Here is an 18,929-nt window from a genome sequence, read left to right on the forward strand (position 1 = left end):
ATCAATGTGCTTTTTTGAGTTCCGTAATGCAGTCAGCAAAGTTTGGCAACCACTTCTCATGCGCCAGAATCATCTCTCTTGCCAGCAATTCCGCATCACGATCGGAATGCACCAGCGGGCTAAGGTTGAGCGCCAGTAACACATCGTTAAATTCACCGCTAAGGGCTGCGTGGCTGGCGGCAATCTCAAAGCCTTTGATGGTGTGAATCAAGCCCATGACTTTGTCATCGAAGTGTGTAATGCGCGGATGTGGCGTCGCGCCGTTGCGCCCCAGTGTACAGGTCATTTCTACCGCCCAGTCTGCCGGAATATTATCAATATGCCCATGATGAGGAATATTTATGTAATGTTCCGCTTGCTTGTCATTGTAGATAGCATTAATCACTTCACACGCCGCATCTGAGTAATATGCCCCGCCGCGCTGTTCCAGTTCTTTCGGTTTAATTTTCAGATCCGGATTTTTATACAGGTCAAAGAGCTGTTTCTCAACTTTCTGTACCACCTGTGCACGTGCGCCGCCTTTATAATACTCACCCATTTCAATCGCCAGCATCTCTTTCTGCTTAAAGTAATAAAGCAGATACGAGCATGGCAACAGATTCAGCGAACGAATTAAGCCTTCGCTAAACGGCAGGTCGAAAATATTTTTAACACCAGATGCTTTTAACTGCCCGGATGCCACACCATCAAGTAATTCGGCAAAGCGAGACTTGCCATTTACCAGCACATCTTTAATAAATACCATGTGGTTCAGCCCGAACAGATCGATAGATAAATCATCGTTCTCATTCAACGCTAAAACATCGCTGATAAACATCTTCATGCCAATCGGAATATTACACACGCCGATAAAGCGTTTAAATCCGGTATGACGATAAACGGCTTCGGTGACCATTCCCGCTGGGTTCGTAAAGTTAATCACCCATGCATTGGGGCAAAGTTCTTCAACATCTTTGACTATGTCAAAAATTACCGGAATGGTACGCAGACCTTTAAACAGGCCACCTGCACCGTTGGTTTCCTGGCCGAGATAACCATGACTTAACGGAATACGTTCATCGAGTTCGCGTGCTGGTAATTGACCTACGCGCAGCTGAGTGGTGACGAAATCGGCATCTTTCAATGCTTCGCGGCGATCCAGTGTTTTATAAAGCTTCATTGGTACACCAGCGTTATCAATCATCCGCTGGCAGAGATCAAAAATAATATCCAGCTTCGCTTTACCACCGTCTACGTCCACCAGCCATAATTCACTTACCGGCAGTTCGTGGTAACGTTTAATAAACCCTTCCAGTAATTCCGGGGTATAGCTGCTCCCGCCACCAATAGTGACGACTTTTAATTTCTGGCTCATAATTTCTCCCTTTATTAGGAAATACTGATATTCGTCGTGCCTGCCGTTAAGTCAGGAATAACCTGGAAACACCAGATTATACAGAGCAAGCATGTAAATTTAGTGTTCTGATACAACGGCTACTGATTAAATTCGGTCAATTTTTTACGATAGCTATTGGGTGTAAACGAGGTCAGTTTCTTAAACGTTTTAATAAACAGACTTGGGCTACTATAACCGGCTTCAAATGCAATATCCGTTACCGAATAGTTGGTCATTTCCAGTTGTTTTTTGGCAAAATTAATGCGAATTTCATTAATAATCTGCATTGGTGTTTTGCCATAATATCGCTGGGTCGCTCGTGTCAAATATTCCTGCGATTTCGCCGACAGTATCACCATATTTTCCAGCGCATTTTCACTAAACCGCTCTTTATCATGCATCTTTTCAACCGTGCTTTTCAGCCACTGCGGCACATCATCAATTACCTGTTCCTCACGGTAATGACGTAAGCGGTTGATAACATAAAAAGTAACTGTCTCAACAAACTCTTCCAACCCGGTTTCACGGAAATTCAGTGAAGAGATGACTGTTTCCACATAGGTGAGAAAGGCGTTATTGGTCCGGTATACCTGTGATGCGACAAAGCAATAAGGCAACAACGGCAGATAATGCTGCTCAAAAAAACGTTTGCTGATCCCAACATTTAATATACGTGTGGCGCCAAACTCATAAAAACTTTGATGGTGCGATCCCAACGGAATAAAGACAAAATCGCCCCGCTCCAGCAACACACGTTTACCGTTTATCTCCTGGTAATAACGACCAGTTAACACAAGGGTGAATTCATAATAGTCGTGTTGGTGCAGCCCACTGATACTCTCAGTTTTGTTGTAGATAAACACATGGAAGTTTTTGCCATTAAACAGTTGTTGTTCACGGGCTGTGGCAATTTCCGGCGCGTTAATCACTGGCTGCATCTTTCACTCCTTATGCCTTCAATTTTTCATGAAGCTCAATCAATTCGCTAATCAGTTCACGCGCGAGCATTGAGGTCATTAAATGATCCTGGGCGTGGACCAGCACCAGACTCACTTTCATCTTACCCTCGCCTGCGTCGCCTTCAATCAATTTCGTCTGTACCAGATGCGCTTCATTCAACGCCATTCGTGACTGATCCATCATCGCTTTTGCTGCGGCAAAATCGCCCTGCTTTGCCTGTTTCAGCGCCGCATACGCCAGACTGCGCGCCTGCCCGGAGTTAATGATAAGCCCCATCACCACTTCTTCCAGCTCTTCGGCTTCAGTTTGCGTATCTGGAATATTGTCGAGATCCATCATACTCATTTCCTCACTTTCCTTACCCGGCACAGAGTTACCTGTGCCGATATCGATTAAAATTTCAGAGCGTTAGCAATATCTTCTTCACTCTCTTCTTTATCCATCACGTTTTGTGCTTTGTTAGCCACCACAACAAATGGCAGATAAATCAGCGTGGCAATACCGAGGTTGAAGAGTGCGACCAGTAAGGCGGCAACGCTACCGTTGGTGTTAAAGAAGGCTCCCAGACCGGTTGGCATGGTCCACGGCGCGATGTTGGTCACTGGTGGAATAATACCCATGTAATATGCCGCCAGGGTGATTGCCGCCAGAATCGGTTGTACCAGCACAAACGGGATAAACATCACCGGGTTCATAATAATCGGCAGACCAAACAGAATCGGTTCGTTAATCTGGAAGATACCAGACGGCAGCGCCAGTTTTGCCACCTGACGGTAATCAGCACGGCGAGAAGCAATAAAGATTGCCAGAATCAGGCCCAAAGTCGCGCCACTGCCACCGAGGAAAATAAAAGAGTCCAGCATCGGCTTGGCCCAGATATGGAAGGTCTTGCCGGCTGCCAACGCCGCTTCGACAGAACCATATTGCTGGTAGGTCGCGATGTTTTCCAACGCCCACGGCGTCATGATGCCGTTGTCCAGAGCGGTCAGCGCCAGCGCGCCGTGAATACCGAAGAACCAGAGCAGTGGAACAAAAATCACATACGCCCAGCCGACCACACTCCCCAACGATGCCAGCGGCGTCGAGATAGTATCCATAATGATCTGATGGAAGTTTGTACCCCAGGTCGTCAGCGCCCAGGCAATAATCCCCATCACGGAAAGAATAATAAAGCCAGGAATTAATGCAGAGAAAGAACGCGATACCGACGCAGGTACGCTATCGGGTAATTTAATTACCCAGTTGCGGTGGACAATAAAGGTAAACATTTCGGCCACCACCAGGCCGATAATAATCCCGGAGATGATATTTGCGCCGCCTAACCAATTAGCGCCGACGGCATAAGCCTCGCCGACGCTATAAGGCGTGACGGTCATAAACGCCGCAACGGATAGCAATCCCGCAGCCAGCGCATCGACTTTACGCTCTTCTGCCAGCGCCATGCCGATAAAGAACGGTGTCATTAAGGACATAATCCCCAATGTTCCGTTATAAACATTTCCGCCAATACCTTTCAGACCATTGAGTGTTTCAATAGTCGAGGCGTCGAGGCGAATACCTAAGGAATAAAAAAATGACCCCTCCCCAAAGCTAAGGAAAACGTTATTAATTAATACAAACATAGCCCCTGCGAGGGTTAACGGCATTAAGCGAATAAAACCGTTTTTGATTGCATTAACGTGCGGCTGCTTTCCTATTTTAACAGCAAAAGGGAGGAGTACCTTTTCAAGCGATGCAATAACATTACTCATAGAAAAATACCCTTAAAAACCGCAATTCAAATATTGCAGTATAGATTTATGAAATAACTCTTTGACGGAAAAATTTAAAAATTAATTTGCTGCGGCTTTTTTAATTGCTGCAACTGCAGCCTTAAGCACGCCTAAACCATCGACTTTGCCATATAACAGCGAGTCAATTACTTCCACCGGTTTGTTGGGTAACAAACGCTGAATTTCAGGCAACATATAAGCAATCTGCGGCCCTAATAAAACAACATCGGCATTCAGCCCTTTTTCACCAGCCAGCGTTTCTGGAAATGCTTCAATAATGACCGGAACTTCATATTTTTCTGCCTGCGCGCGCATTTTTGATACCAATAAAGAGGTAGACATGCCCGCAGAACAAAACAGATAAATGTGTTTCTTTTCCATAAAACTGCCCTCATCGACGATTATCTGTCAGCCAGACACTCCGCAAGCCTTCACCTGCTTCCATGCTCTGGGTAACTTGCGAAACCAACATGACTTTTTTTGGTGGCTGAAAAGAGTATACGGTATTGACCTGAGCAATAGTATTTCTTTGACTATACAAATTGTCTCTCCTTGACCTGCCGTTTTGACCACCTTCACATTTCGGTTAAATAATTCGCGTCAACAAATAAGCTTCCCCCATAAAAAAACCGGCACAATGGCCGGTTTTCGTTGTAACTCAAGCTTTCAGATGAAGGAATTACTTCGCAGCCTGCGGATCAGTGTCGTATTCGGCACAGGTCTGATAGCCAGTGTTGATCACATGCCCGGTATCATCTAACGCGACAAAATAGGTTTCTGCTTTACCATCACGTTGACCCAGAATGTAGGTCTGGCAAGTACCACGAGCGTGGATCATGCTCACTTCAGACGAAGGTTTACCCGCAATTTGCGCAACCTGCGCCCGGCTCATGCCTTTTTTGACGTCTTTCACCACAGGCTGTACAAACTGGTCTTTGGTACGATCATACGCCGTACAACCTGCCAGCATGGTTAATACCGCCGCTGCACCCAGAATTCCTGCCATATTCTTGTTCATATTCCGTCCTCTTGTTTATCAGCGTGTTAGATAAGCCTGGAATACATCGGAGGCTTTTTCAAGCCTGAGAGCGAAACGGTTTCGCTTTCAGAGGATTCCTGTATGACGTTTTAACCACCATTCAACCTGCTGTCGCTTGTCGTTTCTGTAGCAACGGGTTAGCTTTAAGGAAGTTTTATTTTTCTGTCTGGAGGGGTTCAATGACATTGCAGCAACAAATAATAAAGGCGCTGGGCGCAAAACCGCAGATTAATGCTGAAGAGGAAATTCGTCGCAGCGTCGATTTTCTGAAAAGCTATCTACAAACCTACCCTTTCATTAAATCACTGGTACTCGGCATTAGTGGCGGTCAGGACTCTACCCTTGCCGGTAAGCTGTGTCAGATGGCAATTAATGAACTGCGCCAGGAAACCGGTAACGAATCACTGCAATTTATCGCCGTGCGCCTGCCCTACGGTGTTCAGGCCGACGAACAAGATTGCCAGGACGCCATTGCCTTTATTCAGCCGGATCGCGTATTAACCGTCAATATCAAGGGCGCGGTACTCGCCAGCGAACAGGCATTGCGGGAAGCGGGTATTGAACTGAGCGATTTTGTGCGTGGCAATGAAAAAGCGCGTGAGCGAATGAAAGCGCAATACAGCATTGCGGGCATGACTAACGGCGTCGTGGTTGGCACCGATCATGCGGCAGAAGCCATTACTGGATTCTTCACGAAATATGGTGATGGTGGCACAGACATTAACCCATTGTATCGTCTGAACAAACGCCAGGGTAAACAGTTACTGGCAGCGTTAGGTTGCCCTGAGCATCTCTATAAGAAGGCGCCAACAGCCGATCTGGAAGATGACCGCCCGTCACTGCCGGATGAAGTCGCGCTCGGCGTAACGTATGAGAATATCGATGACTATCTGGAAGGGAAAAATGTCCCGGAACAGGTCGCCAGAACGATTGAGAACTGGTATCTGAAAACCGAGCATAAACGCCGCCCACCAATTACGGTTTTCGATGATTTCTGGAAAAAGTAATAATCTGCACATATTAGTTTGTGCGAAAAAGAGTACTTTGTTCATGCCGGATGCGGCGTGAACGCCTTATTCGGCCTACAAAACTTTGCAAACTCAATACATTGCAGGAGTCGAGTAGGCCTGATAAGTATAGCGCATCAGGCGGTGTTACCTTTGTCATCGCCCCGCCTCTTTTTTAATCGTTTCCCGCCTGCTACACTGGATAGATAACCAGCATTTGGAGTAAACAGTGGTACGGCGTTTAACTTCCCCGCGGCTCGAATTTGAAGCGGCGGCAATTTACGAATATCCCGAACATCTACGTTCATTTCTTAATGAATTACCCACCCGACCAGGGGTATATCTGTTTCATGGCGAAAGTAACACCATGCCGCTCTATATCGGCAAAAGTGTTAACATCCGCAGCCGCGTCCTTTCTCATTTACGTACCCCGGATGAAGCGGCCATGCTGCGACAATCCCGACGCATTAGCTGGATGTGTACCGCGGGAGAAATCGGCGCCCTGCTCCTTGAAGCGCGTCTAATCAAAGAGCAACAGCCATTGTTTAATAAACGGCTGCGCCGCAATCGTCAACTCTGCGCCCTGCAACTGAATGAAAAGCGCGTAGATGTGGTGTACGCCAAAGACGTGGATTTTTCTACTGCGCCAAACCTGTTTGGCCTGTTTGCCAATCGCCGCTCGGCATTACAGGCATTACAGACAATCGCCGATGAACAAAAGCTCTGTTATGGTCTGCTCGGGCTGGAACCGTTAAGCCGCGGTCGTGCTTGCTTTCGTTCGGCGCTAAAACGTTGCGCCGGAGCGTGCTGCGGAAAGGAGAGCCATGAAGATCATGCTCAACGTCTGCTCCAGTCACTGGAACGTTTGCGGGTGATCTGCTGGCCATGGCAAGGGGCGGTGGCATTGAAAGAACAGCATCCGGAAATGACCCAATACCATATTATTCATAACTGGCTGTGGCTGGGGGCAGTTGATTCGCTGGAAGAGGCGACAACGTTGATCCGTACGCCCGCCGGATTCGATCACGATGGTTATAAAATTCTTTGTAAACCACTCCTTTCCGGTCGCTATGAAATTACTGAACTTGATCCGGTGAATGGCCTGCAAGCCAGTTAATTTCACTGAACAGCAGTTTGCCTTGCGGTTGCAAAAGCCGCAGGGTGTGTTTGCCATCGTACCAGCACGCGCCCTGGTCGGTGGTTAACAATTTTTCGCCCAGTTGCCATGCCCCGCTAATCACAAACACGACCCCACCGCGTGAACCAAATGTGGTGAACGTACGATCGGCAATTCTGACTTTCGCCTTACAGGCATCCAGGCGCGTCATAATGTTGAAATCCATCGACATCTGCCCTTCCGTCAGTTTCGCTTTTACCACCTGGTCCGCCGCGAAAGCAAAAGGCTGTAACGGCTTTAAGGTATGGCTAAAACGATCTGCGCTTTCAAGAAGCATCTCACCGCCTTCCAGCAGCGTCACACATCTTTCCATCCCAGGAAATAAAGAAAATTCACCATTGGCCGCAATGGACGCAATGCTGGCACGCCAGTAAAAATCACGTTTCGCAGGGGGAAAGCTACAGATCTCACGAGTTTCACCAGCAGCGTTTCGCCACAGGTTCACCGACATTTTACGCATATCAAAGTATTCCATACTCGCTCCGGGCATGCTCTTTTCATTGTTATCGCTCAGGCAACCGTGGATTGTTATCGGCAACTCGTGTGATTTACATTAGCGTTTTTGCAAAAATGACAGGCACAGGCGCATAAAAGAAAACCGCCGATCCTGTCCACCGCCTTACTGCAAGGTAGTGGACAAGACCGGCGGTCTTAAGTTTTTGGGCTGAAAGATTATTCAGCAGTTGCAGGCATTTTACCTTTTGCCGCAGGGCGTTCTGTCAGACGCTTCTCAAAATTAGCATTAAATTGCTTTTTCTGCTCCGGCGTCAGGATGTTGTAAATCTTGTTCTGGGTTTCCATGTGCGCCAGCATGTTAGCTTTGCGCTGTTCTTCCATTTTAGCAATCTGCGCTTCAGCTTTTGCTTTGTCGAAAGTATCGCTGGCGATGATGTCATGCATTGCGCGGCGTTCTTCCAGCGGCGGACGTTTCATCTGGTCACGCTGGCCTTTCATGATTTCACGAATCTGCTGTTTCTGCGCGTCGGTCAGGTTCAGGTCTTTGAACATCATGTCATGATGCGGGCCGAACTTGCCTTTATGGTGCATCATCGGCTTCGCATCAGCCGGTGCTGCGGTAGTGGTATCAGCGGCGTGGGCCAGGTTAGCCGCGCCAAGAGCCAGGGTAGAGGCAACAAACAGTGCAGTTAATTTACGCATATTCTATATCCTTCCTTTCAGTTATTTGTTACGGCTTTCTTTAGTAGCGTGCCGTGTTGACGAGATTAACTTTACTGAGTTTAGCGTCAATTAATCAGAGCAACGGTAAATCAATGAAAGTGTAAAAAACACTTTTTCGCCAATTATGGAGAAAAAAAGAAAATTTGAAGAAAAGTGATGAATAAATATTACAACACAATGATTTTGCAGAAATTATGAAGGACTATACCTGATAAATGGCGATAAATAAAGCAAACACCCAGGATTAATCCGTATTATTCCGAAAGCCGTTATTAAATACCCGCAGAAACCTTTCTGCGGGCAATTACCAGGTTATTTTTTCCAGCATTAATCCCGCGCGTAATCCTGACGCTACCAATGGATTGGGGAATAACACATATTCAATATCATGAGTCACGGTAAAACGTTCCTCACCATCCTGCGCCAATAACGTCCCTTTCTTAAATGGCGTGAAATTCAGCGTCTCGCTCGCCATATGCATTTCGAAGGCAGCAGAGTGACGGGTAATTTGCGAAACCACCCGGTAACGCAGGGGCTGTTTTCTCTCGTTACCGACACTCGCCCCTGCTAACAGCGCAGCAATTGCATCGGTGGTTGGCACAAACTGACGAAGATCGTTTTGCCCAAACGGCAGTGCTTTGCCGAGCTCCAGCGTACACGCCAGTGCGCCAAAATGTTTGCAGCTGAAATGGGTAAACGTGCCGCCTGGCGCCTGATGAAACACCAACGCCTCCAGCCCTGCCACGCCCAGCCAAGTCAGAAAACTTTCGTCCCAGGGAATGTCTCGTTGCGGTAAAACACCAAACCGCTGGTGATACGAACCGCGAATAGCAGTATGCAGATCAAGATGCCAGCGAACAGACTCTTTGCCCTGCTGATAAAAATCTTCCAGGCACTGTTCCAGCTCGCGGGCGCGACAGGTTTCGCCGCTTTCGGCAAACTGCTGCCAGCGTCCGCCAAACATCCGGTTCATATCGCTATGGCAATAGCGCTTTCCTTGCTTCAGCGCTGGGGGATTTCCAAGGATTGCCAACAAGCGCCAGCGTAACTTAATTTCGCCGTGATAAATTGCGCCAAGTAGGGCGTCCAGCATTTCTACAGGTGCCGTTTCATTACCGTGGATCCCCGCCGAAATTACCAACGCGCCTTGCGGTGGGGTTAATGGCGTCAGTTCCAGCACGCCATCCCCCAGCCAGCGCCAGCGAATACCGTTGATTTCTCTCTCGGTGATGGCAGGTTTTTTACCCTCCAATGTCAGGGTGAGAAAATTATCCATTGCCTCCTCCCTCGCGCTGGAACGGGTAAACTGAACCGAGATTCAGTAATTGAGTCAACGCATCCAGCGCTTCCCGCCCTTCGCGCAGCAATTGCGGGTCGGCCAGATCGGCAGCGGTAAGACGATCGCGGTAGTAACGATCCACCCAGTCATTAAGCGCATTAAACAAGGTATCATTCATCATCACCGCCGGATTGACCGCCCGTCGTTCTTCTTCCGTCAACACAACGCGCAATCGCAGGCACGCCGGGCCACCGCCGTTTGCCATGCTTTCGCGTAAATCAAAGACTTTTAACTCGCTGACTGGATTGTCAGCAGTAAGCAGTTCATTGAGATAACGCCATACTCCGGCGTGTTCCCGGCACTCCTGCGGCAGCACCAGCAGCATGGAGCCGTCATCGCGGCTCAACAGCTGGCTGTTAAACAAATACGTAGACACCGCATCTGACACAGAAACCTGCGACGCCGGAACTTCTATCGCCGTAAAACCGTTGACCCGCGAACGCAGGTTTGCCAGTAACTGTGCCTGGCGAGCAAATGCCTGCTGATGGCAAAACAGCAGCTGGCGGTTGCTTACGGCAATGACATCATTATGAAAGACGCCCTGGTCGATAACGTCCGGGTTTTGCTGGGCGAAAATAACCTGCTGCGGATTAACCTGATTCAGCCTGGCTACCGCCTCGCTGGCTTCGCGGGTCTGCCGCGCCGGATATCGGGAAGGCCGCGAACCGTTACCCTCTTCTCGCCCGTAAACAAAAATTTGCATACCGGGTTCGCCGTAATGACCGCCAAGACGATTGTGATTTGCCGCCCCTTCGTCACCGAGCAACGCGACCTGTGGCAACGCCGAATGGACGGTGAATTTCTCTTTATCGTTAAAAATGGCGTTTAACAGCGATTCGGTAATCGGTGCTTCCAGCGAACGGTGAAATTTATTGTTCAGGTTGGCGACCGTGAAATGCACTTTGCCATCCAGCGTATCGGCGGATGGCGCTACCGTGGCCGCATTCGCTACCCACATTGGCGATGCTGAACTGACGCTGGAAAGCCAGTGTGGTGCCTGGCGGGCAACCTTTTCCAGTACCTGCTCATCGCTGCCGCTGAAGCCCAGCTGACGCAGCACCGGAATAAACGGACGCTCGTGCGGTGGGATCACCGCCTGGGGAAATCCCACATCGGCAAGGGTTTTCATTTTTAGTAAGCCCTGCTTCGCTGCCAGTCGTGGGTTAGATACCTGAAAACGGTGGCTGGTGGAGGCTTGATTACCAAACGACAGGCCCGCGTAATGGTGCGTCAGCCCCACCAGTCCGTCGAAATTGACTTCCCAGGCGTTCATCGCACCACCTCATCGGAAAAATCCAGACCGGGGTTAAGCGTCGCAGGCAACGTTAACGAGTCTGACTCCAGGCTTGCCATCGGCCAGGCACAATAATCCGCCGCATACCAGGCACTGGGGCGATGGTTGCCGGAAGCGCCAATGCCACCGAATGGTGCGGTACTGGCGGCTCCGGTAAGCGGTTTGTTCCAGTTAACAATCCCTGCCCGCGCTTCCAGTAACAGTTGCTCGAACTTTTCCCGTTTTGGGGAAACCAGCCCACAAGAGAGGCCAAAGCGGGTGTTATTCGCCATCTTTATCGCGCCATCAAAGGTGTCATAACGCCATACGCGAAGTAGCGGCCCAAACACTTCTTCATCCTGCACGCCTGAAACGCCCGTCATTTCAACGATCCCTGGCGTCAGAAGCGATGTTCCCGCTCGTAGCAAACGTGGTGCAAGCAGCGTTTTCCCGCCCAATGCTTCCAGTTCCTGCCAGGCAGTGACAACCTGCTGTGCGGCCTGTTCAGAAATCAGCCCGCCAATAAACGGTTGCGGTTCGTCATCCCAGTTCCCCGGCATTAACCGCTGGCTGACGACAACAAGGCGAGCAAGAAACGCATCGCCCTGCGCCCCGCTTTTCACCAATAAACGGCGGGCGCAGGTACAGCGTTGCCCCGCGGTGACAAATGCCGACTGGATAGTCAGATGGACAGCGGCGTCGACATCTACCACGTCATCAATAATCAGCGGGTTATTACCGCCCATTTCGAGGGCGAGGATTTTTTCCGGCTGACCGGAAAGCTGGCGATGTAGCTGGTAGCCGGTATTGGCGCTACCAGTAAACAGCAAACCGTCGAGATCCTCCAGCGCACTGAGTGCCTGGCCGGTTTCGCGCCCGCCCTGGACCAGGTTCAGCACGCCCGACGGCAAGCCAGCCTGCTGCCATAAACGCATTACTGCCTCGCCGCTCCAGGGTGTCAGTTCGCTGGGTTTAAAGATTACCGTGTTGCCTGCCAGCAGCGCCGGAACAATATGCCCGTTAGGCAGGTGACCGGGGAAATTGTACGGTCCAAACACCGCCAGCACGCCGTGTGGACGATGGCGCAAGCTCGCCGCTCCATCCGGCATTTCACTACGCTGCTCTCCCGTGCGAACGTGATACGCCTTGATTGATATAGCGATCTTATTAATCATCGCCGTCACTTCGGTTGCCGCTTCCCAGCGCGGCTTACCCGTTTCTCTGGCAATAATCGCCGTTAATTCGGCTTTATTGCTTTCCAGCAGTGCGGCAAATCGTTCAACTCTTACCTGACGATCGCCAAAGGAGAGCTGCGCCCAACGTGGAAACGCTGCACGAGCGGCCCGACAAGCCAGCTCTACCTGAGCGGCCTCGGCATCATTGCCCTGCCATAACACCTCGCCAGTTACCGGATTACGCTTCACGCGCAGTGCACCCAGGCCCGTCACCCAGTCACCGTTAATCCATAAAGTCATGCTGTTTTCTCCTCTGCGCACAGGCGCACCAGTCGAACGTGATCCCCGGCGTGGCATTTGAGGGCATCCAGTTGTGCGGCGGTTAATATCAAACGTTCGGTCGCCGGATCGGCACGCACCAGCAACACGCGGAAATGGTGATAATTTTCATTGGCGACGAGGCAAGCCGGAAAATCGCTCTGTGCAGGTTGTCCTTCGGCTACTTCCACCAGCCGACTTTTGCGGATAGCGCGAACGCGGTCAATGTCACACTCCAGCGTCGGCCCGCCGTCGAAGATGTCGATATAGTTGCGGTAGCGAAAGCCCTCTTTTTCCAGCACCGCCCGCGCGGGCGCAGTTTGCGGATGCACCTGGCCGATAACGTCCTGCGCTTCCTGGGATAAAAAGTCCGTATAGATCGGATGTTTTGGCATCAGTTCAGCGATAAACGCCTTTTGCCCGGTGCCGCAGAGAAAATCAGCGCGGCTAAAATCCATCGAAAAGAAGCGTTTACCGAGGCTTTGCCAGAACGGTGAATAGCCGTGTTCGTCAATCACCCCGCGCATTTCGGCAACCACTTTGTCGTTAAACTTGTCGCGAAAGGCCGCCATAAACATAAAGCGCGATTTCGACAGCAAATAGCCGTTGCCCTCTTTGCGCCACTCCGGGTCGAGAAACAAGGTACACAGCTCGCTGCTGCCGGTGTGATCGTTACTGAGAAACAGCGTCGGCAATGCGTTATAGACATTCAGCTCTTTTGAGGCGTGGACCAGTGTGCCGACACGATAGTTATACCAGGGATCGTTCAGCCCGACAGCCACCTCAATAGCGCAAATCCCTGCCACAGTCCCTGTCTCACTCTCTTCCAGCACGAACACATAGCCCTGCTCGCTTTTGGGCAGTTCGCCCTGCCAGGTTTTGATGGCCCTTTCGATACGTGCCAAAAGCGTGGCTTCATTGGCGGGAAGCGACGTCAGACCGCCGCCCGTTTTGCTGGCAAGCTGCATTAACGCCGAGACATCTGAGCGCTCAACGGGACGGATGACCATCATGATGAACCTCCACTCACAAAGCGTTCGCAAGCCACCGTAAAGCGATCCAGTCCGGTCGTCACCTCTTCTTCGCTGACATTCAGTGCCGGAGCAAAACGCACCACATTGCCGCCAGCAATAAGCACCATCACGCCCGTTTTCGCCGCCTCCTGAGAAATTTGTTTCGCTTGCCCGGCGTAATCCGCATTCAGCACACAGCCAATCAGCAGACCTAAGCCGCGAATTTCACTGAACAAACCGCAGCGGTGATTAATGGTATTAAGACGTTCAACAAACCAGTCATGACGCTGCTTAACACCGTTAAGCATTTCTGGCGTGTTGATGAGATCAAGTACTTTACCCGCCACCGCCGATGCCAGCGGATTGCCGCCATAGGTGGTGCCGTGGGTGCCAACGGTCATCACGCGGCCGCACTCTTCGGTTGCCAACAGAGCGCCAACGGGGAAACCGCCGCCCAGCGCTTTGGCGGTAGTCAACAGATCAGGCGTTACACCGTAGTGCATATAGGCATACAGTTCCCCTGTGCGCCCGACGCCCGTTTGTACTTCATCAAAAATCAGCAATGCATTGTGGCGGTCACACAATTCACGCAGACCTTGTAAAAACGCGTTGCTGGCTGGCACCACACCGCCTTCCCCCTGGATGGGCTCGACAATCACCGCACAGGTGGCGTCGTCAATCAGCGCACTGGCAGAATTGAGATCGTTATACGCAGCATGACGGATATCCGGCGGCAGTGGCGCAAAATCCTGTGAATAGGCTGGCTGTCCGCCCGCGCTGACGGTAAATAGCGTGCGACCGTGAAACGCATTTTTAAACGCCACAATACCGCTCTTATGGCTGCCGTAGCGGTCGTGGGCGAATTTACGCGCCAGTTTCAGGGCCGCTTCGTTGGCTTCCGCGCCGGAGTTACAAAAGAAGACGCGCTCGGCAAAAGTGGCGTCGATTAATTTTTTCGCCAGTCGCAGTACCGGTTCGTTAGTGTAACCATTGCCGGTATGCCAGAACTTACTCGCCTGTTCGTTCAGCGCCTCGCGCAGTTCCGGATGCGCATGACCCAGTGCATTTACCGCTATGCCCCCCGCGAAGTCGATATACTCTTTTCCCTGCTGATCCCACAAGCGCGAACCTTCGCCACGTACCGGTATAAACGGCGCCGGAGCGTAAACAGGTATCATCCATTCATCAAAGTTTTCACGCGTAATTGGCTGAGACATAGCGACCCCTACGGTAAATAAATAGTTATTTATATGTTAATAATAAGTAATGTTTGCACTATAAATGTAGATTGCAGGGTTCGTGCCAGCCAGTGAAAAATTGCATAAACGGCGGCAGTTAACTGGAAATCAAGACGTTACAACCCAGCGATATGCACCTGAAGTGCATATAAAGTGAATACGTTTGCGATACAGATGAATAAAAAGAATAAAAAACGAAATGTTATGCAGCAGTAAAATATAATTCTGGAATTGTGATCATTGACGAAATTTACTGGAAATTGCTGCGCCATTCTGACGCAACTCGCACCAAAAGCGGGCATTTTCTGCGCCATCGTTGACATCATTAACAACCATCGATCAAATCACTTAACAACAGGCAGTAAGTCAGACGAATTTCTGCTAACATCCACGCACTCATTATCAGAATAAATGGCAGCGACTATGAAATTTGTCTCTTTTAATATCAACGGCCTGCGCGCCAGACCACACCAGCTTGAAGCTATCGTCGACAAGCACCAGCCTGATGTGATTGGCCTGCAGGAGACAAAAGTTCATGATGATATGTTTCCGCTCGAAGATGTGGCAAAGCTCGGCTACAACGTGTTTTATCACGGGCAGAAAGGCCATTACGGTGTGGCGCTGTTGACCAAAGAGACGCCGATTGCCGTGCGTCGTGGCTTTCCTGGCGACGGCGAAGAGGCACAACGGCGTATTATTATGGCGGAAATTCCCTCACCGCTGGGTAATGTCACCGTGATCAACGGCTACTTCCCGCAGGGCGAAAGCCGCGACCACCCCATAAAATTCCCGGCTAAAGCACAGTTTTACCAGAACCTGCAAAACTACCTGGAAACCGAACTCAAACGTGATAATCCGGTACTGATTATGGGCGATATGAATATCAGCCCTACAGATCTCGATATCGGCATTGGTGAAGAGAACCGCAAACGCTGGCTGCGTACCGGTAAATGTTCTTTCCTGCCAGAAGAACGCGAATGGATGGACAGACTGATGAGTTGGGGGCTGGTGGATACCTTCCGCCATGCGAATCCGGAAACAGCAGATCGTTTCTCATGGTTTGATTACCGCTCAAAAGGTTTTGACGATAACCGTGGTCTGCGTATCGACCTGCTACTTGCCAGCCAGCCGCTGGCCGCATGCTGCGTAGAAACTGGCATCGACTATGAAATCCGCAGTATGGAAAAACCGTCAGATCACGCCCCTGTCTGGGCCACCTTCCGCCGCTAATTTCTCCGTTCTCCTGGCTCGCACTGGGTCAGGAGAATTAACCTTGAGAAAAATCAACAAACTGTCAGTAATGATTTGTTGCCCGCCGTCCTTTGTTATACCGTCACTGCGTTTTTTAGTTGTCTGACCACTTCTCTATTATCAAGTTTGATATAGGAAACTCCACGATGAACGCTGAGCGTAAATTTATTATTGCCTGTCTGTTTTTTGCACTGATAATTTACGCTATCCATGCTTTCGGTTTATTCGATCTGCTCACCGATTTACCCCACTTACAGACACTCATTCGCCAGAGCGGATTTTTCGGTTATAGCCTCTATATTCTGTTATTTATCATCGCCACCCTGTTTCTGTTACCGGGTAGCGTACTGGTGATCGCCGGTGGAATAGTTTTTGGTCCGCTAACAGGAACGCTACTTTCGTTAATTGCCGCCACGCTGGCCTCATCCTGCTCGTTCCTGTTGGCGCGCTTTCTGGGGCGTGATTTACTGCTGAAATACGTCGGTCATAGCCACACTTTTCAGGCCATTGAAAAAGGCATTACGCGTAACGGTATCGATTTTCTTATTCTGACCCGCTTAATCCCGCTGTTTCCTTACAATATTCAAAATTACGCTTACGGATTAACCGCCATCGCCTTCTGGCCTTATACCCTTATTTCGGCATTAACCACTCTGCCGGGAATAGTGATTTATACCGTGATGGCGAGCGATCTCGCCCGTGAAGGCATTACGCTGCGCTTTATTTTACAACTCTGTCTGGCTGGCCTGGCGCTGTTTATTCTCGTCCAGCTTGCCAAACTCTACGCTCGTCACAAACACGTGGATCTGTCTGCTTCGCGCCACAGCCCACTCACTCACCCTAAAAATGAAGGATAGAACGATGTTGCAACATTATTCAGTGTCATGGAAAAAAGGACTGGCTGCACTGTGTTTACTGGCCGTTGCGGGGCTGAGTGGCTGCGATCAAAAAGAGAGTACGGCGGTAAAAGTGGAATACGACGGGCTTTCGGACAGCCAGCCGCTACGTGTCGATGCAAATAACCATACGGTAACCATGCTGGTGCAAATTAATGGGCGTTTCCTCACCGACGATACCCGCCACGGCATTGTGTTTAAAGATGGCTCCAACGGACATAAATCACTGTTTATGGGTTATGCCACGCCGAAAGCATTTTATGAAGCCCTGAAGCAGGCCGGTGGTACGCCTGGCGAAAACATGACGATGGATAATAAAGAAACGACTCACGTCGCAGGCAGCAAACTGGATATTTCGGTTAACTGGCAAGGAGCGGCAAAAGCGTATTCCTTCGATGACGTGATTGTCGATAGTAACGGTAAAAAACTGGACATGCGCTTTGGTGGTAACTTAGCGGCGGCGGAAGAGAAAAAAACAGGATGCCTGGTATGTCTGGATAGCTGCCCGGTCGGTATCGTCAGCAATGCGACATACACTTATGGTGCGGTCGAAAAACGCAGCGAAGTGAAATTCAAAGGCAATGCGTCGGTTCTCCCGGCAGATAACACGCTGGCAACGGTTACCTTTAAAATCGCCGAATAACAACCTTGATTAAGGATGATGAAGATGCAATCGCGTAAAATCTGGTACTACCGTGCCACCATCATCATCCTGTTGTTCGCTACGCTGCTCGCATGGGCGCTGCTACCCGGCGTTCATGATTTTATCAATCACAGCGTTGCGGCGTTTGCCGCCGTGGACCAACAGGGTATTGAACGTTTTATTCAGTCTTACGGCGCGCAGGCGGCTGTCGTCTCATTCTTTTTGATGATTTTGCAGGCCATTGCCGCGCCGCTACCCGCGTTCCTGATTACTTTTGCTAACGCATCACTTTTTGGTGCGTTCTGGGGCGGTTTGCTGTCGTGGACCAGTTCGATGGCCGGCGCGGCGCTGTGCTTCTTTATCGCCAGAGTAATGGGCCGTGAAGTGGTGGAAAAGTTAACCGGTAAAACGGTACTCGACAGCATGGACGGCTTTTTTACCCGCTATGGCAAACACACCATTCTGGTCTGCCGGTTATTGCCTTTTGTCCCTTTCGATCCAATCAGCTATGCTGCCGGTTTGACTTCAATACGTTTTCGCCAGTTTTTTATCGCCACCGGGCTTGGTCAGTTACCGGCGACCATTGTCTATTCCTGGGCGGGTAGCATGTTAACGGGCGGTACATTCTGGTTTGTCACCGGGTTGTTTATTCTGTTTGCCCTGAGCGTGGTGGTTTTTATGGCGAAAAAAATTTGGCATGAGCGCCAGAAGAGGAATGCCTGATGGGGTTACCGCCGCTTAACAAAATTCCTTTAATTTTACGGCCGCAGGCGTGGCTGCATCGTCGCCATTACGGCGAGGTGCTAAGTCCTATTCGCTGGTGGGGGCGAATTCCGTTTATCTTTTATCTGGTGTCGATGTTTGTCGGCTGGCTGGAGCGCAAACGCTCACCGCTCGATCCGGTGGTGCGTTCGCTTGTCAGTGCGCGTATTGCGCAAATGTGCTTGTGTGAGTTTTGTGTGGATATCACTAGCATGAAAGTCGCGGAGCGTACCGGCAGCACTGACAAACTGCTGGCGGTGGCTGAGTGGCGGCAAAGCCCACTCTTCAGCGACGAAGAACGGCTGGCGCTGGAATATGCCGAAGCCGCCAGCGTTACGCCACCAACGGTCGATGATGCCCTGCGCACCCGACTGGCTGCCCATTTTGACGCTCAGGCGCTCACCGAACTGACGGCGCTGATCGGCTTACAAAACCTGTCGGCTCGTTTTAATTCTGCCATGGCCATTCCTGCCCAGGGCCTGTGCCGACTTCCTGAAAAACGTTCTTAAGGA

The 18,929-nt window shown here is 50.3% G+C and carries 20 protein-coding genes; 7 read left to right on the forward strand and 13 right to left on the reverse strand.

Annotated elements, in window-relative coordinates; genetic code table 11:
• Position 1 precedes the first annotated feature (1 nt).
• The 6 genes from celF to osmE all read right to left on the reverse strand — a co-directional run bounded on the left by celF (position 2) and on the right by osmE (position 5,125).
• A complete protein-coding gene (gene celF / locus A9180_RS13155) occupies positions 2-1,354 on the reverse strand; it encodes a 6-phospho-beta-glucosidase (RefSeq protein ID WP_064529163.1) in 1,353 nt (450 codons plus the stop codon).
• A 119-nt stretch (positions 1,355-1,473) separates the two neighbouring features.
• Positions 1,474-2,313, reverse strand: a complete 840-nt coding sequence (gene chbR, locus A9180_RS13160; RefSeq protein WP_064529164.1) for a transcriptional regulator ChbR — start codon at positions 2,311-2,313, stop codon at positions 1,474-1,476.
• A gap of 10 nt (positions 2,314-2,323) precedes the next feature.
• Positions 2,324-2,674, reverse strand: coding sequence for a PTS N,N'-diacetylchitobiose transporter subunit IIA (gene chbA, locus A9180_RS13165; RefSeq protein WP_064529165.1), 351 nt, complete (start codon positions 2,672-2,674; stop codon positions 2,324-2,326).
• Positions 2,675-2,727: 53 nt separating this feature from the next.
• Positions 2,728-4,086, reverse strand: coding sequence for a PTS N,N'-diacetylchitobiose transporter subunit IIC (chbC, locus tag A9180_RS13170; protein ID WP_064529166.1), 1,359 nt, complete (start codon positions 4,084-4,086; stop codon positions 2,728-2,730).
• Between the two features lie 81 nt (positions 4,087-4,167).
• Positions 4,168-4,488, reverse strand: a complete 321-nt coding sequence (gene chbB, locus A9180_RS13175) for a PTS N,N'-diacetylchitobiose transporter subunit IIB (RefSeq protein WP_000412160.1) — start codon at positions 4,486-4,488, stop codon at positions 4,168-4,170.
• Between the two features lie 298 nt (positions 4,489-4,786).
• Positions 4,787-5,125 carry an osmotically-inducible lipoprotein OsmE gene (gene osmE / locus A9180_RS13180; protein ID WP_064529167.1) on the reverse strand — a complete coding sequence of 113 codons (339 nt, stop codon included), beginning with the start codon at positions 5,123-5,125 and terminating at the stop codon, positions 4,787-4,789.
• A 200-nt stretch (positions 5,126-5,325) separates the two neighbouring features.
• Here osmE and nadE point away from each other — a divergent pair, with 200 nt between their 5' ends.
• Positions 5,326-6,153 (forward strand): ammonia-dependent NAD(+) synthetase, encoded by an 828-nt coding sequence (nadE, locus tag A9180_RS13185; protein WP_064529168.1) that lies wholly within the window; start codon positions 5,326-5,328, stop codon positions 6,151-6,153.
• A 229-nt stretch (positions 6,154-6,382) separates the two neighbouring features.
• Positions 6,383-7,270 carry an excinuclease Cho gene (gene cho / locus A9180_RS13195; protein WP_064529170.1) on the forward strand — a complete coding sequence of 296 codons (888 nt, stop codon included), beginning with the start codon at positions 6,383-6,385 and terminating at the stop codon, positions 7,268-7,270.
• Here cho and ves read toward each other — a convergent pair.
• The 7 genes from ves to astC form a co-directional block, all read right to left on the reverse strand.
• Positions 7,230-7,805 carry an environmental stress-induced protein Ves gene (gene ves, locus A9180_RS13200; protein ID WP_064529171.1) on the reverse strand — a complete coding sequence of 192 codons (576 nt, stop codon included), beginning with the start codon at positions 7,803-7,805 and terminating at the stop codon, positions 7,230-7,232. The two genes, cho and ves, sit on opposite strands and share 41 nt — an antisense overlap.
• 197 nt (positions 7,806-8,002) lie before the next feature.
• Positions 8,003-8,488 (reverse strand): ATP-independent periplasmic protein-refolding chaperone Spy, encoded by a 486-nt coding sequence (gene spy / locus A9180_RS13205; RefSeq protein ID WP_064529172.1) that lies wholly within the window; start codon positions 8,486-8,488, stop codon positions 8,003-8,005.
• 325 nt (positions 8,489-8,813) lie between these two features.
• Entirely contained in the window at positions 8,814-9,785 is a 972-nt protein-coding gene (gene astE, locus A9180_RS13210; RefSeq protein ID WP_064529173.1) for a succinylglutamate desuccinylase, read from the reverse strand.
• A complete protein-coding gene (gene astB / locus A9180_RS13215; RefSeq protein WP_064529174.1) occupies positions 9,778-11,121 on the reverse strand; it encodes an N-succinylarginine dihydrolase in 1,344 nt (447 codons plus the stop codon). The genes astE and astB overlap by 8 nt, the downstream gene beginning before the upstream one ends.
• On the reverse strand, positions 11,118-12,596 hold the full coding sequence (gene astD / locus A9180_RS13220) for a succinylglutamate-semialdehyde dehydrogenase (protein ID WP_064529175.1): 1,479 nt from the start codon (positions 12,594-12,596) through the stop codon (positions 11,118-11,120). Before astD ends, astB begins: the two co-directional genes overlap by 4 nt.
• Positions 12,593-13,627: an arginine N-succinyltransferase gene (gene astA, locus A9180_RS13225; RefSeq protein WP_064529176.1), complete on the reverse strand. Its 1,035-nt coding sequence runs from the start codon at positions 13,625-13,627 to the stop codon at positions 12,593-12,595. Before astA ends, astD begins: the two co-directional genes overlap by 4 nt.
• Positions 13,624-14,844, reverse strand: coding sequence for a succinylornithine/acetylornithine transaminase (gene astC, locus A9180_RS13230; protein WP_064529177.1), 1,221 nt, complete (start codon positions 14,842-14,844; stop codon positions 13,624-13,626). Before astC ends, astA begins: the two co-directional genes overlap by 4 nt.
• A 444-nt stretch (positions 14,845-15,288) precedes the next feature.
• Here astC and xthA point away from each other — a divergent pair, with 444 nt between their 5' ends.
• From xthA to A9180_RS13255, 5 genes are all read left to right on the forward strand, one after another.
• Complete coding sequence (gene xthA, locus A9180_RS13235) at positions 15,289-16,095, forward strand: exodeoxyribonuclease III (RefSeq protein ID WP_064529178.1); 807 nt, start codon at positions 15,289-15,291, stop codon at positions 16,093-16,095.
• A 167-nt stretch (positions 16,096-16,262) separates the two neighbouring features.
• Positions 16,263-16,973, forward strand: a complete 711-nt coding sequence (locus A9180_RS13240) for a TVP38/TMEM64 family protein (protein WP_064529179.1) — start codon at positions 16,263-16,265, stop codon at positions 16,971-16,973.
• A gap of 4 nt (positions 16,974-16,977) precedes the next feature.
• Positions 16,978-17,655, forward strand: a complete 678-nt coding sequence (gene ydjY / locus A9180_RS13245; protein ID WP_064529180.1) for a lipoprotein YdjY — start codon at positions 16,978-16,980, stop codon at positions 17,653-17,655.
• A 15-nt stretch (positions 17,656-17,670) separates the two neighbouring features.
• Positions 17,671-18,378 carry a TVP38/TMEM64 family protein gene (locus A9180_RS13250; protein ID WP_064529181.1) on the forward strand — a complete coding sequence of 236 codons (708 nt, stop codon included), beginning with the start codon at positions 17,671-17,673 and terminating at the stop codon, positions 18,376-18,378.
• Positions 18,378-18,926: a carboxymuconolactone decarboxylase family protein gene (locus A9180_RS13255; RefSeq protein WP_064529182.1), complete on the forward strand. Its 549-nt coding sequence runs from the start codon at positions 18,378-18,380 to the stop codon at positions 18,924-18,926. Before A9180_RS13250 ends, A9180_RS13255 begins: the two co-directional genes overlap by 1 nt.
• Positions 18,927-18,929: the final 3 nt, after the last annotated feature.

The sequence above is a fragment of the Escherichia sp. B1147 genome, assembly GCF_001660175.1.
Classification (GTDB): Bacteria; Pseudomonadota; Gammaproteobacteria; order Enterobacterales; family Enterobacteriaceae; genus Escherichia; species Escherichia whittamii.

What these genes read in the sequence shown, in the direction of transcription:
- celF (WP_064529163.1), bottom strand. Translation starts at nt 1,354, where the DNA reads ATGAGCCAGAAATTAAAAGTCGTCACTATTGGTGGCGGGAGCAGCTAT.
- chbR (WP_064529164.1), bottom strand. Translation starts at nt 2,313, where the DNA reads ATGCAGCCAGTGATTAACGCGCCGGAAATTGCCACAGCCCGTGAACAA.
- chbA (WP_064529165.1), bottom strand. Translation starts at nt 2,674, where the DNA reads ATGATGGATCTCGACAATATTCCAGATACGCAAACTGAAGCCGAAGAG.
- chbC (WP_064529166.1), bottom strand. Translation starts at nt 4,086, where the DNA reads ATGAGTAATGTTATTGCATCGCTTGAAAAGGTACTCCTCCCTTTTGCT.
- chbB (WP_000412160.1), bottom strand. Translation starts at nt 4,488, where the DNA reads ATGGAAAAGAAACACATTTATCTGTTTTGTTCTGCGGGCATGTCTACC.
- osmE (WP_064529167.1), bottom strand. Translation starts at nt 5,125, where the DNA reads ATGAACAAGAATATGGCAGGAATTCTGGGTGCAGCGGCGGTATTAACC.
- nadE (WP_064529168.1), top strand. Translation starts at nt 5,326, where the DNA reads ATGACATTGCAGCAACAAATAATAAAGGCGCTGGGCGCAAAACCGCAG.
- ves (WP_064529171.1), bottom strand. Translation starts at nt 7,805, where the DNA reads ATGGAATACTTTGATATGCGTAAAATGTCGGTGAACCTGTGGCGAAAC.
- spy (WP_064529172.1), bottom strand. Translation starts at nt 8,488, where the DNA reads ATGCGTAAATTAACTGCACTGTTTGTTGCCTCTACCCTGGCTCTTGGC.
- astE (WP_064529173.1), bottom strand. Translation starts at nt 9,785, where the DNA reads ATGGATAATTTTCTCACCCTGACATTGGAGGGTAAAAAACCTGCCATC.
- astB (WP_064529174.1), bottom strand. Translation starts at nt 11,121, where the DNA reads ATGAACGCCTGGGAAGTCAATTTCGACGGACTGGTGGGGCTGACGCAC.
- astD (WP_064529175.1), bottom strand. Translation starts at nt 12,596, where the DNA reads ATGACTTTATGGATTAACGGTGACTGGGTGACGGGCCTGGGTGCACTG.
- astA (WP_064529176.1), bottom strand. Translation starts at nt 13,627, where the DNA reads ATGATGGTCATCCGTCCCGTTGAGCGCTCAGATGTCTCGGCGTTAATG.
- astC (WP_064529177.1), bottom strand. Translation starts at nt 14,844, where the DNA reads ATGTCTCAGCCAATTACGCGTGAAAACTTTGATGAATGGATGATACCT.
- xthA (WP_064529178.1), top strand. Translation starts at nt 15,289, where the DNA reads ATGAAATTTGTCTCTTTTAATATCAACGGCCTGCGCGCCAGACCACAC.
- A9180_RS13240 (WP_064529179.1), top strand. Translation starts at nt 16,263, where the DNA reads ATGAACGCTGAGCGTAAATTTATTATTGCCTGTCTGTTTTTTGCACTG.
- ydjY (WP_064529180.1), top strand. Translation starts at nt 16,978, where the DNA reads ATGTTGCAACATTATTCAGTGTCATGGAAAAAAGGACTGGCTGCACTG.
- A9180_RS13250 (WP_064529181.1), top strand. Translation starts at nt 17,671, where the DNA reads ATGATGAAGATGCAATCGCGTAAAATCTGGTACTACCGTGCCACCATC.
- A9180_RS13255 (WP_064529182.1), top strand. Translation starts at nt 18,378, where the DNA reads ATGGGGTTACCGCCGCTTAACAAAATTCCTTTAATTTTACGGCCGCAG.